Origin of the sequence: Pseudomonas sp. URMO17WK12:I12 (assembly GCF_000514395.1) — a bacterium.
Classification (GTDB): domain Bacteria; phylum Pseudomonadota; class Gammaproteobacteria; order Pseudomonadales; family Pseudomonadaceae; genus Aquipseudomonas; species Aquipseudomonas mucoides.
This window is the reverse complement of the sequence record NZ_AZVV01000007.1, coordinates 132,744-148,489: the sequence shown is the minus strand read 5'-3', so window position 1 is coordinate 148,489 and position 15,746 is coordinate 132,744. Positions and strand designations below refer to the sequence as shown.

The following is a 15,746-nucleotide window of genomic DNA, read 5'->3' as shown; positions in this document are numbered from 1 at the left end:
AGCGCTCAACTGTCCTTCGGTTCTTGCGCGGGTGCCGTATACCATTTGTCCCGGGGCACCCACTTCTCTGCCTGCGGATCACCCAAATAATGCGGCGACATGATCTGCACGCCGTACTCATTGAACACATCCTGAATATTGGCGTGCAGCATGCTCAGTAACTCCGCACGCGGTCGAGGCTGGCTGGGAATGGCCTGGGCCACCAGACGGTACTCGGGATAGAAGTCTGACAACGCGGTTTGAAATACCTGCGGGGGCGGGTTTTCAAGAATGCCCGGGGTGCGTTTGGCGGCTTCCAGCAACATCGCCTCCACCTGCCGCCACGGCGTGTCGTAGCCAATGGTCACGACGGTGTCGACCACGTAACCGGCGCCCTGCACGGTGCGCGAGTAATTCTTGGTCACGGTGTTGGTGATCATGGAATTGGGCAGGGTCAACACTTCGCCCAGGCCCGTGCGGATTCGCGTGGTGAACATACCCAACTCGGTCACCGTGCCTTCGTACTCGCCAATGCGTACAAATTCGCCGGGACGCAATGTTCGGGTGTAAGTCAGGATCAATCCCGCCGCCGCCTGACCCACCACGCTGGACGCGCCCAGCGAAATCATCAAACCGATCAGCACCGACAAGCCTTTAAATGCATCGGTGCCGGCGCCCGGCAGGTACGGATAAGCCATGGCCAATGCAAACAACCACACCGCCAGGGACACCAGGCGCTGGGTCGGTTGCAGGGTTTCATGGTTCAGCCAACTGAAGGTGCCGGGGGTCGCCATGCGCCGAAGCACCCGACGCATGAAGGCGGTAACGCCTCGGGCGATGAAATAAATCGCCACCGCCACGCCCAGTCCGGGAATGGCGCCCAGAATGCCTTGCAGCAAATAGTCGCCGAGTTCCAACAGGTAGGTGTTAAGGCGTTCGCCCCATGGCCGAGTGTAGGGGAAACGCGACAGGACAAACCCCAGCCATTCATAGGTCAACAACACCACCACGGCCCAGCGCAGCCACTCAAACGCACGACTGACCAACGGATAGAGGTAACTGACGTCGAAAAGCTGTGTGCGCCCGACCTTCAGCGCCTGGCTATGACGATGCACCAGTCCGGGAAGTTTCTTCAGCAGTTTGCGTCGCAGGTACGCCATGGCGTAGAGCAAGACGATGTAAATAACAGTGGCGAACACCGCAGCGCCCACCGACCTTATGATTAACTGCAGGCTGCGCGCTTCCTGGGTTTCAGACACCACCAGACGCAGATTTCGCGCTGCTGCTTCAGCCGCCTGCTGCGCCGAATCGAATTCGCTGGCGTCGAAATCCTTGGCCGAAACGATAAACGCGCGCCGGCTGCCCAGCAGTACCATATAGCTGTCCAGCACCGGGTCGACGGTAACGTTCAGATCATCCGCCTCATCCAGCGCTTCGCCGATCACCGCTTTCGCGCGCTTGACCCGCGACACCGGAGGTTCCCCCAATATCGTTGCGCGAAACACCATGACGCTACGGTTGGCGACCTTTAATTCAGCCGGCGGATCCACCACGCTGGGTGTATTTTCGGCCCACACCAACACCGACCCGCACATCCCGACAACGATCAATATCACCGCGAGCAACCTGCTCCGCATGCGTCAGTTCCTTACGTCACAGGATTAGGACAGGGTCTGTAGGCAGCGTAGTTGAGCGATGAGCGGTTGTCAGATTCCCGCCGTCGGTCCTTGGTAAGCGATTGGGTAGCGGCCAGCGAGCCAAAAAAAACAGGAGCGCGGCAAGCCGGGCTCCTGTTTTTTTGTCTGGACTTACTGCGTCAGCAGCACTTCGGCCCAGCCTTGCTGCCGTATCGAGCTTCCTGGCGCTCCCGGAAGAACACTTCGTAGCTCATCACCGGTTTGTCCGGGTGCTTGTTCTGCATGTGCTCGACGTAGGTGTCATAGTCCGGCATGCCGACCATCAGGCGCGCGGCCTGACCGAGGTATTTACCGAGACGACTCAAGTCATTGAACATCAACACCCTCCTCCATCAAGCCTGTGGAATGGCCTGGAATGGCGCTTCTTTATCCGTGCGTTCCTTGGTGCCCCAGGCGGCGATGCCGACCTTGAGCGCAAAGAACAGAATGCTGAAGACCACGAACAGGAACAGCGCCGTCAGCGTCGCGTTGGTATAGGCGTTGAAGATCACATGCTGCATCTGGTCAATGCTCTTGGCCGGGGCCAACACCTGACCGTTGGCCAGCGCGTCGCTGTACTTCTTCGCCAGGGCGAGGAAACCGATGGCCGGGTTGGCGTCGAACAGCTTGATGAAACCCGCCGTCACGGTGCAGATCAGCAGCCAGACGGCTGGCAGCATGGTCACCCAGATGTAGCGCTGGCGCTTCATTTTGATCAGCACAACCGTTGCCAACATCAGCGCGATACCGGCCAGCATCTGATTGGAGATACCAAACAGCGGCCACAAGGTGTTGATCCCACCCAGAGGATCGATCACGCCTTGATAGAGCAAGTAGCCCCACATCGCCACGCAACCGGCGGTGGCGATCAGGTTGGCGGGCCAGGAATCGGTGCGTTTGAGCGCTGGAACGAAGGAGCCAAGCAAATCCTGGAGCATGAAGCGACCGGCACGGGTACCGGCGTCGACCGCCGTCAGGATGAACAGCGCTTCAAACAGAATCGCGAAGTGGTACCAGAACGCCATGGTGTTTTCACCCGGCAGGACGTGGTGCAGGATCTGCGCGATACCGACCGCCAGGGTCGGCGCACCGCCAGCACGGGCCAGGATAGTGGTTTCACCAATGTCATGGGCCACCGCTTGCAGGGCTTCCGGGGTAATCGCAAAGCCCCAGCTGCTGACGGTTTGAGCGACGGAGACAACATCCGCGCCGACCAACGCCGCGGGGCTGTTCATCGCAAAGTACACACCTGGCTCGATGACCGAGGCGGCAACCATGGCCATGATGGCGACAAACGATTCCATCAACATGCCGCCGTAACCGATGTAACGGGCATGACCTTCACTGGCCAGCAGTTTCGGCGTGGTGCCGGACGCGATCAGCGCATGGAAACCCGAGACCGCGCCACAAGCGATGGTGATGAACAGGAACGGGAACAGACCGCCCTTCCACACCGGGCCGGTGCCGTCGATGAACTGGGTCAGTGCGGGCATTTTCAGCTCGGGCATGGTGATCAGAATGCCGATCGCCAAGGCCACGATGGTGCCGATTTTCAGGAAGGTCGACAGGTAGTCACGGGGAGCCAGGATCAGCCATACCGGCAGTACCGCCGCGACAAAACCGTAACCAATCAGCATCCAGGTGATCTGGATACCGGTGAAGGTAAAGGCCTTGGCCCACACCGGATCAGCCGCGATCTGCCCACCGAGCCAGATCGAACCGAGCAACAACGCCACGCCGACCACAGAGATTTCGCCAATGCGACCCGGGCGGATGTAGCGCATGTAAATGCCCATGAACATCGCAATCGGGATGGTCGCCATCACCGTGAAAATGCCCCAAGGGCTCTCGGCCAAGGCTTTCACCACGATCAGCGCCAGCACCGCGAGGATGATGATCATGATCAGGAAGCAGCCAAACAGCGCGATGGTGCCGGGGATGCGACCCATTTCTTCACGAACCATGTCGCCGAGCGAACGACCGTTGCGGCGAGTGGACATGAACAGGACCATGAAGTCCTGAACCGCACCGGCCAGCACCACGCCGGCGATCAGCCACAGCGTGCCGGGCAGGTAGCCCATTTGCGCCGCCAGTACCGGGCCGACCAGGGGACCCGCGCCGGCAATGGCCGCGAAGTGGTGACCGAACAACACGTGTTTATTGGTCGGCACGTAGTCCAGGCCATCGTTATTGATGACCGCGGGCGTGGCACGATTGGGGTCCAGTTGCATCACCTTGGTGGCGATGAACAGGCTGTAGTAGCGATAGGCAACGAGGTAGATAGCGACAGCTGCGACTACGATCCAGAGGGCGTTGATCGCTTCGCCGCGGCGCAGGGCCACGACACTTAGCGCAAACGCTCCCAGAACAGCCACGGCAAACCAGGCGAGGTGTTTAGCCAGACGGGGCATAGCGTGTCTCCTGCCGACAGCCAGTGACTGCGGCGGTAATTTTTATAATTGTGTCCGCGGTGCGGAGCTGGCCCAATATCCCCGCATGCCGTCTACAAATAAATCCGCGTTACTACGTACGCCACGTCTACGTAGTTCTACGTAGATCACGCAGATCCCTTGTAGGAGTGAGGCTGCTCGCGATAGCTATCTACCGGCCAATATCAATATCGCCTGTTACACCGCCATCGCGAGCAGGCTCACTCCTACAGGGGGGTTGCATTTCAACCGACTGACACGTCGGCCGCTGGTCATTCCGTCCAGCAGCGCTACAGGAAACGCATCTCTTTGGCCTATGATGCCGGCCTTCGCCCTTCTTCGGTCCGGTCAGGAGCCAAGATGCAGCTCAAACACAAAATCGTCGCGCTCGGGATTCTGCCGCTGGTATTGGCCATTGCGGTGATTTGTGCGCTGGTGATTTCCCTGAACCGCCAACTCGGCGATCAACAGGCCCAGCTGATTGAAGACAGCATCCTGGCCAGCAAGCGTGCCGAGCTTAAAAACTACGTGGAAATGGCGCAAAGCCTGATCGCGCCGCTGTACGACGACGGCCACGGTGACGCGCATGCCCAGCAGCAAGTCCTGGAAGAACTGCGCAAGCTCAGCTTCGGCATCAACGGCTACTTCTTCGTCTACGACCGTGAAGGTCGCAGCCTGATGCACGCGCGCCAGACGGAACTGGTGGGCAAGTACCTGTGGGACATGAAAGACCCGCACGGCTTGCCGGTGATTCAGGCGCTGCTCAAAAGTGCGCAATCGGGCGAAGGCTTTCAGCGTTACGCCTGGAACAAACCCTCCTCCGGTCAGGTCACCGATAAACTCGCCTACGTCGTGATGCTGGACCGTTGGGGCTGGATGCTCGGCACCGGCATTTACCTGGAGGACGTCGAACGCGCCACGCAGCAGGCCCGTGACGAAGTGGCTCAGGGCATCCGCAAGACCATGCTGGCGATTGCCGTGGTGGCGTTGGTGGCGGTGCTGTTTGTATTCGCCAGTGGCATGACGCTGAACGTCAGCGAGCATCGCCTGGCGGATAAAAAATTGCAGCGCCTGACCCAACGCATCGTCAGCCTCCAGGAAGAAGAGCGATCACGGGTTTCCCGCGAGTTGCATGACGGCATCAGCCAGTTGCTGGTGTCGATCAAGTTTCGCTTCGAACTGGCCAGCCATCTGCTGGAAAACGAACAGGGCCATGACAAAGGCTTGAGCACGCTGAAGGATGCCACCGAGCGCCTGGGCGAAGCCATTGGTGAAGTCCGCAGCCTCTCCCATGACCTGCGCTCTTCCCTGCTCGACACCTTGGGCTTGCCGGCCGCCATCGGCCAACTCGCCGCCGAGTTCGAGCAACGCAGCGGTCTCAAAGTAACGTATGACGACAACGAATTCGACTGTCACCTAGTCGACGGCGCGGCCGTCGCGCTGTTCCGGATCGTGCAAGAAGGCCTGACCAATATCGAACGCCACGCCCAGGCAAAGAACGTTTCCATTACCCTGCACGGCGCTGAAGAATCGGTACGCCTGAGCGTGGTGGATGACGGAATCGGATTCAATGTCGCTCAGGTCGAGCGTCGCCACGCGGGCATCGGCTTGCGTAACATCCGTGAACGGGTCGAGCACTTTGGTGGACGTTTCGAACTGATATCGATCCCCGGCAGGAGTGAACTGGACGTGCAGCTGCCGATGAAAGTACCCGCTACGAAACGCTGACTCACCCCTTACAACAAGAGTGAACACCCGCGATGAACCTGCCTTACCCGATCCGCGTCGCCTTGGTCGACGATCATTCCCTGGTCCGTGACGGGATCAAAGCGTTGCTGGCGGTCATGGCGCCCCTGGAAGTGGTGGGCGAAGCCGAAAGCGGTGCTCAGGCAATCGAAATGGTCGGGCGCTGTCAGCCGGACCTGTTGCTGGTCGACATCAGTTTGCGCGACATGAACGGCCTCGAACTGACGCGCCTATTGCGCAGTCAGTACCCGACGCTGAAAGTGCTGGTGCTGAGCATGTACGACAATAACGAATACGTGAGCGAGTCCGTGCGTGCCGGTGCCAGCGGCTATGTGCTGAAGAATTCGCCCTCGCGGGAAATCATTGCGGCCATCGAAGCCATTGCCAGCGGCGGCACGTTCTACAGCGCCGAAATCGCCCAGCGCCTGATCGCCGATAAAAGCGCCGACAACGAGCTGACCCCACGCGAAAGCCAAGTGTTGTACAAAATGGCTCAAGGCCTGAACAACAAGGAAATGGCCCGCGAACTCGACATCAGTGTGCGCACGGTCGAAACCCATCGCTTGAGCATTCGCCGAAAACTCAACATCGACAAACCGGCGGCGCTGGTCAAATACGCAATCGATCACGGGATTATTTCGCGCTAGAAAAAAACTGCCGCCGGCCACTCGACTGTTCATACAGGCGTCTATGCTCCAGTGATCTTTCTTGGCTGGACACGGAACTATGCCTCCAGGTCGGTCCCCGCTGGTGCAACCGGGCTACCTCATCCTGTTGGGTGCGCTGACCCTGAGCGGCTGCATTCGGCTCGGCCCGGACTTCCAGCCGCCGGGTGAGGAATGGATCAAACATTGGGACACTCCGGCCCTTGAGCAATCCAGTCAACGTGGGGCGAATCCGGATCTGCGCGAGTGGTGGCTTGTCTTCAACGACCCGGTGCTCGATCAACTGATTGCGCAAGCGGATGCTTACAATTCCAGCCTTAAAATCGCCGGTCTGCGAGTGATGGAGTCCCGCGCCCAATTGGGCATTGCGCAAAGCACGCTGTACCCGCAACTGCAGCAAGTAAGCGCTGACAGTTTGTATGTCAAACGTCACCAATACGGTGGCAACAATCCGCAGGATAATAATTTCTGGCAACACAGTGCCGGGTTTGACATTGGCTGGGAGCTCGACTTCTGGGGACGCTTCGCCCGCGCCATCGAATCCGCCGATGCAGCTTATTTTTCCGCCCAGGCCAACTACGAAGACGTGCTGGTCCTGCTGCGCGCCCAAGTGGCCGACACCTATTATTTGTTGCGCACCACCGAAGCCCGGCTGCGCGTCGCCCGTGAAAACGCCAAGCAGCAAAAGCGCAATTTCGAGATCACCGAAAAACTGTTCAAGAGCGGCCAGGATGCTGAGCTCGATCTGCAACAGGCCAAAACCCAGTACCTCGGCACGTTGGCCAGTATTCCCAACCTACAGGACCAGTTGCAACGCACCCGAAATGCCCTGGCCGTGCTGATTGGGCAACCGCCAGGCGGGCTGCCGCAGGTGGTCGATAATGACAGCCTGGTGCCGCTGGTCGATCGCGCGGTACTGCAAGATGTGCCCGCCAGCCTGCTGTTGCGTCGGCCTGACGTCCGCGCCGCCGAACTTAACGTTGCCGCCCAAGGGGCGCTGATCGGCGTGGCCGAAAGTGATTTTTATCCGTCGCTGACGTTGCTCGGCAGCATTGTCTGGTCGACGGACACGCTCCACGGCACGTCCAGCAGCCTGGACCTGGTCGGTGGCCCCAGTCTGCGCTGGAATGTGTTCGATTACGGGCAGATCATCAACAACGTGCGCGTACAGGACGCGCGGTTGCAGCAGTTGATCGAAGCCTACCGCGACAAGGTTCGCCAGGCCGCGCGCGAGGCTGACGATGCGGCCAACGGCCTGATCCAGTCACTGGAAAGCGAGCGCATCCTGCGTGAAGCCGGCGGCGCCGCCAAGCGCTCGTTGACGCTGGCCAGCGTGCAATTTCGCGAAGGCTACTCCGACTTCCAGCGGGTGCTCGACGCGCAACGGGCGCTGCTCGAACAGCAGGACAATTACCTGATCGTGCGCGGCAATGCGGTGAGCAATGTCATCGCTCTGTACAAGGCCCTGGGCGGCGGGTGGTACTCCGCCCTGCCACGCGTCGACCCGGCCACGCGCCATTTGATGGAACAACGCACCGACTGGGGCGACATGCTGGACGAGCCCGCCGCCGATCAGCCCGCTTTCCCGCTACCCGCCAAGGAAAACAGCCATGAGTGACGCCGCGCAGCCCTCCCCCAACGCCGCCGAGCCCGTGGCGGCCGATCCGGCGAAAAAAGGCATCAAATGGGTATTGCTGCTGATCATCCTGAGCCTGGTCTGGTACCTGTTGGCCGACCGTTTCACGCCCTATACGCAACAGGCCCGGGTCGGTGCATTCGTCATTCCGGTGGCGTCTGAAGTTGCGGGCCGGGTGATCCGGGTAAACGTTCACAACAATCAGATCGTCAAGGCCGGCGATGTGGTTTTCGAGGTGGATCCGGCACCCTACAAGATTGCCGTCGACCGCGCCCGCGCCGACCTTGAGACAACCCGTCGGCAGTTGGGCGCCAGCACCGCGGGGATTGCCTCGGCGCAAGCCGCCTTGCGCGCCGCCCAGGCCAACGAAACCAAGGCCCGCCAAGAGAATCAGCGCCTGGAAGGGTTGTACCGTGAAGACCCGGGGACCATTTCCGTGCGCGTTCTCGACGCATCACGCACCAGCCGCGAAGCTGCGATCAGCCAAACGGCCGCCGCCCGCGCCGAGGTAGAGCGTGCTAAAGAAACGGAAGGTGGCGGTGAAGACGTCAACGCAAAACTGCGCAGCGCCGCCACGGCGCTGGAAAAAGCCGAACTGGACCTGTCCAACACGCAAACACGGGCACGCTCGGCGGGGTTGATCACGGACCTGCGCACCGACGTCGGGCAATTCGCCGCCGCCGGCAGCCCGGTGATGACGCTGATCACCATTCAGGACATCTGGATCACGGCCGACATGACCGAGAACAACCTCGGCCTGGTGCGCCCCGACACGCCAGTGTCCATCGTCCTCGATGCGGTGCCGGGTGAAGTTTTCGAGGGCCATGTCCGCAGCGTCGGTTATGGCATCAGCGTCGGGCAGCCAACACCGCCCGGCACCTTGCCCGGCATCCAGAACAGCCGGGACTGGCTGCGACCGGCGCAACGCTTCCCGGTGATCATCGAGTTTTCCGAACAGTCCATGAACGCACTGCTTGGCAGCGGAAACATTCGTGCCGGCGGGCAGGCTGAAGTCATGGCCTTCCCTTCACCGGGCAATTGGCTCAACCCGCTCGGCCGGGTCTATTTAGGGCTGATGAGCTGGCTGTCCTATGCCTACTAAACGCACACCCCGGGAGCAACGTGCGCTGCGGTTGGCCAGCGGCGCGGCACTGTGCCTGGCCATCAGTTTCGGCCTGGCGCTGCCGATTCCGTTTCTCGCCCCCGTGTTGTGCCTGCTGCTCCTGGCCTCGGTCAACCGCCCGCTGCCGTTCAAGGCGGCAATCGTGCTCGCCCTGGTCGCGATGCTCACCACCGGCATCGGCCTGCTCTTGATCCCGATCCTGCGTTACTACCCGTTGACCGGCGTGCTGTTGGTCACGGTCAGCCTCTTTCTGGTCTTTCGCTGGGGGCTCAGTGGCGGCAACAACCTGATCGTGACCTTGCTGGTGATGGGCCTGACGATGATCTCTTCGGCGGGTGTCGCCGAGTTCGACCTGGCGGCGATGGTCATCGGCGCGCTGGTCAAAGGTTTGTTACTGGCGGTGATGGTGATTGCGCTCAGTCACTGGATATTCCCCGAACCGGCCAATGCCCCCTCGCCACCCGCCGCCCCACCACCGCAGGGCGTAGAAGCCAGTCGGATTGCGTTGCGTGCAACCTTGATCGTCTTGCCGACATTCCTGCTGGCGATGATCGACCCGGCGGCCTACCTGCCGATCATCCTGAAAGCGGTCGGCCTGGGTCAGCAATGCTCAACCACCAGCGCGCGCAATGCCGGGCGTGAGCTGCTCGGCGCGACCTTGCTCGGCGGTTTGCTGGCCATCCTGTTCTGGTGTGCACTGAGCCTGTTTGTGCACCTGTGGATGTTCTTCCTGTGGATGCTGCTGTTCGGCCTGATCCTGGCGCGCAAGCTGTATGCCCTCAGCCCCAGTCGCTATGGCCCGGGGCTGTGGCTCAACACCTTTATCACCCTGATCATCCTGCTGGGCCAGTCCGTGCAGGACAGCGCCTTGGGCAAAGACGTCTACACCGCCTTCGCCGTGCGCATGGGCCTGTTCATCGCCGTCACGCTGTATGCCTACGTAATGGTTCGCTTGCTTGACCGGCCGGCACAGGCACAATCACCGGCTCAGGGATTGACCTGATACCCCTTGCCTTGCAGGCAACTGGTATAGGCCGTCTGGCTGTTGGCAGCGCTGGTTTTTTCATCCGCCCGGCGTTCCTGCCTCTGGCGCGAACCACCCACCACGACACCGGCCGCCGCCGCCCCTTTGGCTTGATTCTGCCGGTATTCCTGCTTCACGTTGTCATTCGCGTTGTCGTAAAACTCGTCGTGCTGACGCCCGCGCGCATCGGCTGCAACGGCACCGGCGGCGGCACCCACCGCGGCCCCCTTCACTCTTCCTCCGGAAGGAGACGTGTCGGTCGAAGCCGTCTGACTGGCCGCAATGCTCTGGCATTCGTTGATATCCAGCTGGGTCTGTTGCGAACTCTGGCCTTTGGTCGGCACAACGGTTTGCGCCCAGCCCTGGGCAGATGAAACCGACAACGCGAGGCACAGACTGATGGAAGACAACCTAGGCATGATGACCTCCTGCGCAGTTCCGAGCAGTCCGTTGACCGCCCTCCCACGCTTGATTGAGCATCAAGAAGTGTAGATCAGCCATCAGCCGCCTCAGGGCCCTTATGTCGATTGCTGCCCGTAAAGACGAAACTTTTCGATCGTTTTGGCCTGATGACCTAACCTCATAGGCTGAGTGACCAACAACAGAGCCGAACGCCTATGCGTCATGTATTGATGTCAGTGATATTCGTCGCGCTCACCCTGCTGGTGCCCAGTGGCGCAGCGCTGCCCGCGGATGATCCCGCACCGTCTTCAATAATTGCGCCAGGCGCTTCGTCGGCGGCGGTGTCCACCAGTGAACTGCAAGGCCTGCAATTGCGCCTGGACCTGATCAAACAGCGGGTTTCACTGGCCAATAACGTCACCATGATGGTCGGCCTGCAAGACTCCGTTCAGTCGTTTATCAATGACGTGGACAACCTGCAATCGTCGCTGTTGCCCGAACAGAAACAACTGCAAGCGCAACTGGACGTATTGAGCGGTCCGGTTTCCCTGGGGGGCGAGGCTGTCGAGAAATCGGATATCACGGCGCAACGAGCTGTTCTTTCCGAGCAAAAGAAAAACGTCGATGCCAGCTTGAAAATCCTCGCCGCACTGAGAGCCAGTGCCGTCGACCTCCTTACACAAATCGCCAGCATCCGGCGCAGTCTTCTGGAAAGCGAAGTCACACTGCGCAGTGGCAGCATCCTGGGACGGGATTTTTGGGCACCGTTAATTAACCCACTCCCGGAGGATCGCCTGCGGCTCATCAATTTCATCGAACAAGCCGGCGACACACTCGCGGCTGCCTGGCAACCCGGCCAGCGTCTGTCGACAGTCCTGCTGATGTTGCTGGCCCTGGTCATCTGGATCTGGGGCCGCAGACTGGCTGATCGAGGGCTGACCTGGATTTGCATCCATCGCCTGCCTGAAGGGCGATTGCGGCGAAGTACGCTGGCCCTGGCGTCTGTCGTGGCCACGGTGTTGACCACCGCCTGTGCGTTGCAACTGCTGTTTTACGCCCTCACGCGGGAACTGCCGTTGTCGCCGATGATTCAGAACTTCGCCGAGGAGTTCGAAAGGGTGGTCTATACCTGCGTGCTGATCACCGGGTTGAGCCGTGCGTTGTTGGCCAACCAGCACCCCTCCTGGCGGCTACCCGCTATCGACGATTCCGTCGCGGAGGCCATAAAGCCCTACCCCAGAATACTGGCCGCCACCCTGCTGGTGACGGTGACGATAGCCCAAATCACCAATGTCTCCGGCATGAGCGGCGCCGCCGTGCTGTTGGGGCGAGGCCTGATCGCACTGGTGGTGGCAATTATCTTCGCGTTGTTGTTCCGCCGCGCGAGTCACGCCCGAAGAGTTCTGGTTGCCGCTGGCGACAGCATTGAAGCGGGCACTGCCCTGGCCGGTCTGATTTACACCTGCACGATTATTGCGCTGGTCATCTCGTTCTTCGCCTTGCTGATCGGCTATGTGTCCCTGGCAAGGTTCATCACGTACGAACTGGTCTGGGGTTTTATCGTCCTCTCAGGTTTCTACATGCTGATCCAGTTGCTCAGGGACAGTTGCGAATACCTGTTCTCCCCCAAGAGCCCGAGTGGCAAGGCGATCAAACAGTTGCTGGGGATGGGCGATGTGCGCCTTGAGCAAGCCCAGATCATTTTGTCCGGGGCCGGTCGTGCGACGTTAATACTGTTGGCGGTCATTTCGCTGTTTGTCGGCGGCGTAGGCACCACGTTCGGACAACTGGTGACCCAGGCGCTGTCGATCCTCGGCGGTGACGGTTTGCGCAAGCTGAACATCATTCCCGGCCATTTGCTCAATGCCATCCTGGCCCTGTTTATCGGGATCTACCTGATTCGAGCCCTGTGCCGCTGGCTGGATGACGAATTCCTGCCGAAAACCGATATGGACCCCGGCATGTGTGCCTCGCTGAGTACCCTGTTCGCCAACATCGGCTATGCTCTGGTGATCCTGCTGACGCTGTCATCGCTGGGCATCCAGTGGACCAACCTGGCGTGGATTGTCAGCGCCCTGTCAGTGGGTATTGGTTTCGGCTTGCAGGAAATCGTCAAGAACTTCGTCTCTGGCCTGATCCTGCTGACCGAGCGTCCGGTCAAGGTCGGCGACCTGATCAGCATCAGCGGCGTCGAAGGTGATATCCGCCGCATCAACGTCCGGGCCACGGAAATCCAGCTCAGCGACCGCTCGATTGTGATCGTGCCCAACTCCCAGTTGATCTCGCAAAACCTGCGCAACGTGACGCTGGGCGGCAGTGCCCAAGGCGTGGCGAGCCTTGAGTTGATGTTCCCGCTGAACATCGATCCGGAGCAGGTGAAAAACCTGCTGTATGACACCTACCAAGAGAACGAGAACATCCTCGATAAACCGGCGACGTTTGTGCGCTTCAGCAAACTCAGCCCCGATGGCATCACCTTGACCATCACCGGTTACGTCAGCAGCCCGAGAATCGTCGGCATCACCAAAAGCGACCTGTTGTTCGAGATTTTGAAGCGACTGGGCGCGGCGGGGATTGAACTGGCTAAGCCGGCGACCCCGGACTGAAGGATGACGTCCGGTTAGTTCGTTCAGCGCTGGCCGCAGCGCTTGAGTGTTTCACTGGGCAACTCTTTGAACAACGCCCGATAACTGCTGGAAAACCGCCCCAAATGCCAGAACGACCAGTTCATCGCTACCTCGGCAACGGTGGTCTCGTTGGGGGTGCGGCCGAGCAGTTCGCGGTGTGCGCTGTTGAGCCGGCGCAGGCGCAGCCAATGGCTCGGTGTCATGCCGGTGAAGGCCTTGAACGCATGCTGCAACTGACGCAACGAAACCCCGGCGACCTGGGAAAGCTCCAGCAGATTGAGGGTTTCTTCCGGGGAATCGGCGGCCCACTCCCCGATGCGTTTCATGATCGCGCGCTCTTCGGTGCGGCGCTGTAAGCCACCCCGGTCGAGGCACACGCAGGCGTTGTCGAGGATGTACAAACAGTCCTCCAGCAACTGCTGTGTCAGGGCTTCCTTGCTCGGTGGGTCGAGTGTTTCGCCCAGACGGGTCAGCGTGCCGCTCAGCCAACGGCTGAACAAGGCGTTCTGCCCCGAGTTCAGCGGCGACAGGAACAACCCTTCCAGGCGCGCCACGTTCAACCCCTGGCGCTGAACGAATTCAGGGCCGAATACCACGGCGATTTCCTGGTAGTTCTCGGGGGTGATCCAGATGTTGCGGCTTTCACCATTGAGCAGGTAAAGCGCGTTGTCGCTGCGATCAAAACAGAACGCCAGTGCCCCCTCGGGTGCGCTGAAATTCTGCTCGACGCGGGTGTTCATCTGCTCTTCGTAGATCTCCACGCCTTGCAAGTCCAGATAGCGCACACGCCCGGCGAAATGCCCTGGCGACATCTGCTGATAGTGCTGGACCCAACCCGGTGTGGCGCGGATTTGCTCGGCGACATCTTCGGTGTTGAACGCTTGAACCTGAATCGGACTGGACGCTGACATGGGTGACCTTACGCACTCGTTTGGTGCGTTTTGGTGCTGCTTAAAGTGGATAGATGGAACCGCAAGGCTCGCCCAAGATAGTCGTCAACGCGTCTCAGGGGAAGAGTGCGGTGGATGAAACCGCCCTCCCCGACGTTAATAAAACCAATAACGAGGTCTTTATGAATGTCCCTTTCGATCAGCTGTTCACTTGGCTGAAAGATCACAAGATTACCGAAGTCGAGTGTGTGGTCAGTGACTTGACCGGCATTGCACGCGGCAAGATTGCACCCACTAACAAGTTCCTGCATGAGCGAGGCATGCGCCTGCCGGAGAGTGTGCTTTTGCAAACGGTAACCGGGGACTTTGTCGACGACGACATCTACTACGACCTGCTCGACCCGGCCGACATCGACATGGTCTGCAAGCCGGACCCGAATGCGGTCTATGTGATTCCATGGGCGATCGAGCCGACCGCCATCGTCATCCACGACACCTTTGACAAGTTCGGCAACCCGATCGAATTGTCGCCGCGCAACGTGCTGAAAAAAGTGCTGCAGTTGTACACCGACAAAGGCTGGCGGCCGATTGTGGCGCCGGAAATGGAGTTCTACCTGACCCAGCGTTGCGAAGACCCGGACTTGCCACTCAAGGCGCCGATGGGCCGTTCGGGGCGTGCCGAAAGCGGTCGTCAGTCGTTTTCCATCGACGCGGCCAACGAGTTCGATCCGCTGTTCGAAGATGTCTACGACTGGTGTGAACTGCAGGGCCTGGACCTCGACACGTTGATCCACGAAGACGGCCCGGCGCAGATGGAAATCAACTTCCGTCACGGCGACGCGCTGGACCTGGCGGACCAGATCACCGTGTTCAAGCGCACCCTGCGTGAAGCCGCGCTCAAGCACAATGTGGCGGCGACCTTCATGGCCAAGCCGATTGGCGATGAGCCTGGCAGCGCCATGCACATTCACCAGAGCGTGGTCGACATCGCCACCGGCCAGCCGATCTTCGCCGACGCCGATGGCAACATGAGCGAGCTGTTCCTGCACCACATTGGCGGTTTGCAAAAGTACATCCCTAAAGTGCTGCCGATGTTCGCGCCCAACGTGAACTCGTTCCGCCGCTTCCTGCCGGACACCTCGGCGCCGGTCAACGTCGAATGGGGCGAAGAAAACCGTACCGTCGGTTTGCGCGTGCCAACCTCGTCGCCAGATGCGATGCGCGTGGAGAACCGCCTGCCGGGCGCCGACGCCAACCCGTACCTGGCGATTGCCGCAAGTTTGCTGTGCGGTTACCTGGGCATGGTCGAGCGCGTCGAGCCGAGTGCTGCGGTACAGGGCCGCGCCTATGAACGTCGCAACCTGCGCTTGCCGATCACCATTGAAGACGCCCTGACCCAGATGGAAGAGTGCGACACCGTCGAACGTTATCTGGGCAGCAAGTTTGTTCGCGGTTATGTCGCGGTCAAGCGTGCGGAACACGAAAACTTCAAGCGGGTGATCAGCTCCTGGGAGCGTGAGTTCCTGATGCTGAGCGTCTGAGACCTGAT

Annotated in this window: 12 protein-coding genes; 7 read left to right on the top strand and 5 right to left on the bottom strand. The window is 60.2% G+C overall.

What is annotated here, in order from left to right:
• Nucleotides 1-5: 5 nt before the first annotated feature.
• The 3 genes from D882_RS0109970 to D882_RS0109960 all read right to left on the bottom strand — a co-directional run bounded on the left by D882_RS0109970 (nucleotide 6) and on the right by D882_RS0109960 (nucleotide 4,066).
• Entirely contained in the window at nucleotides 6-1,616 is a 1,611-nt protein-coding gene (locus tag D882_RS0109970; protein WP_027923100.1) for a mechanosensitive ion channel family protein, read from the bottom strand.
• A gap of 179 nt (nucleotides 1,617-1,795) precedes the next feature.
• Nucleotides 1,796-1,993 carry a YbdD/YjiX family protein gene (locus D882_RS0109965; protein ID WP_007949127.1) on the bottom strand — a complete coding sequence of 66 codons (198 nt, stop codon included), beginning with the start codon at nucleotides 1,991-1,993 and terminating at the stop codon, nucleotides 1,796-1,798.
• Between the two features lie 15 nt (nucleotides 1,994-2,008).
• The gene (locus D882_RS0109960) at nucleotides 2,009-4,066 is read right to left on the bottom strand and encodes a carbon starvation CstA family protein (protein WP_027923099.1); all 2,058 of its coding nucleotides are present in this window, start codon (nucleotides 4,064-4,066) and stop codon (nucleotides 2,009-2,011) included.
• A gap of 378 nt (nucleotides 4,067-4,444) precedes the next feature.
• Between D882_RS0109960 and D882_RS0109955 the strand changes: the two genes are divergently transcribed.
• The 5 genes from D882_RS0109955 to D882_RS0109935 all read left to right on the top strand — a co-directional run bounded on the left by D882_RS0109955 (nucleotide 4,445) and on the right by D882_RS0109935 (nucleotide 10,257).
• Nucleotides 4,445-5,812: a cache domain-containing protein gene (locus D882_RS0109955; RefSeq protein ID WP_027923098.1), complete on the top strand. Its 1,368-nt coding sequence runs from the start codon at nucleotides 4,445-4,447 to the stop codon at nucleotides 5,810-5,812.
• 32 nt (nucleotides 5,813-5,844) lie between these two features.
• The gene (locus tag D882_RS0109950; protein WP_027923097.1) at nucleotides 5,845-6,477 is read left to right on the top strand and encodes a response regulator transcription factor; all 633 of its coding nucleotides are present in this window, start codon (nucleotides 5,845-5,847) and stop codon (nucleotides 6,475-6,477) included.
• 79 nt (nucleotides 6,478-6,556) lie between these two features.
• Nucleotides 6,557-8,113 (top strand): efflux transporter outer membrane subunit, encoded by a 1,557-nt coding sequence (locus D882_RS0109945; protein ID WP_027923096.1) that lies wholly within the window; start codon nucleotides 6,557-6,559, stop codon nucleotides 8,111-8,113.
• Nucleotides 8,106-9,233 carry an HlyD family secretion protein gene (locus tag D882_RS0109940; protein ID WP_027923095.1) on the top strand — a complete coding sequence of 376 codons (1,128 nt, stop codon included), beginning with the start codon at nucleotides 8,106-8,108 and terminating at the stop codon, nucleotides 9,231-9,233. Before D882_RS0109945 ends, D882_RS0109940 begins: the two co-directional genes overlap by 8 nt.
• Nucleotides 9,223-10,257, top strand: coding sequence for a DUF2955 domain-containing protein (locus D882_RS0109935; protein WP_027923094.1), 1,035 nt, complete (start codon nucleotides 9,223-9,225; stop codon nucleotides 10,255-10,257). The genes D882_RS0109940 and D882_RS0109935 overlap by 11 nt, the downstream gene beginning before the upstream one ends.
• Here D882_RS0109935 and D882_RS0109930 read toward each other — a convergent pair.
• Nucleotides 10,242-10,697, bottom strand: coding sequence for a YMGG-like glycine zipper-containing protein (locus tag D882_RS0109930; protein WP_027923093.1), 456 nt, complete (start codon nucleotides 10,695-10,697; stop codon nucleotides 10,242-10,244). The two genes, D882_RS0109935 and D882_RS0109930, sit on opposite strands and share 16 nt — an antisense overlap.
• A gap of 198 nt (nucleotides 10,698-10,895) precedes the next feature.
• Between D882_RS0109930 and D882_RS0109925 the strand changes: the two genes are divergently transcribed.
• Nucleotides 10,896-13,286, top strand: a complete 2,391-nt coding sequence (locus D882_RS0109925) for a DUF3772 domain-containing protein (RefSeq protein ID WP_027923092.1) — start codon at nucleotides 10,896-10,898, stop codon at nucleotides 13,284-13,286.
• Nucleotides 13,287-13,309: 23 nt separating this feature from the next.
• Here D882_RS0109925 and D882_RS0109920 read toward each other — a convergent pair whose 3' ends face one another.
• Entirely contained in the window at nucleotides 13,310-14,218 is a 909-nt protein-coding gene (locus D882_RS0109920; protein WP_027923091.1) for a helix-turn-helix domain-containing protein, read from the bottom strand.
• Nucleotides 14,219-14,379: 161 nt separating this feature from the next.
• Here D882_RS0109920 and D882_RS0109915 point away from each other — a divergent pair, with 161 nt between their 5' ends.
• Nucleotides 14,380-15,738 carry a glutamine synthetase family protein gene (locus D882_RS0109915; protein WP_027923090.1) on the top strand — a complete coding sequence of 453 codons (1,359 nt, stop codon included), beginning with the start codon at nucleotides 14,380-14,382 and terminating at the stop codon, nucleotides 15,736-15,738.
• Nucleotides 15,739-15,746: the final 8 nt, after the last annotated feature.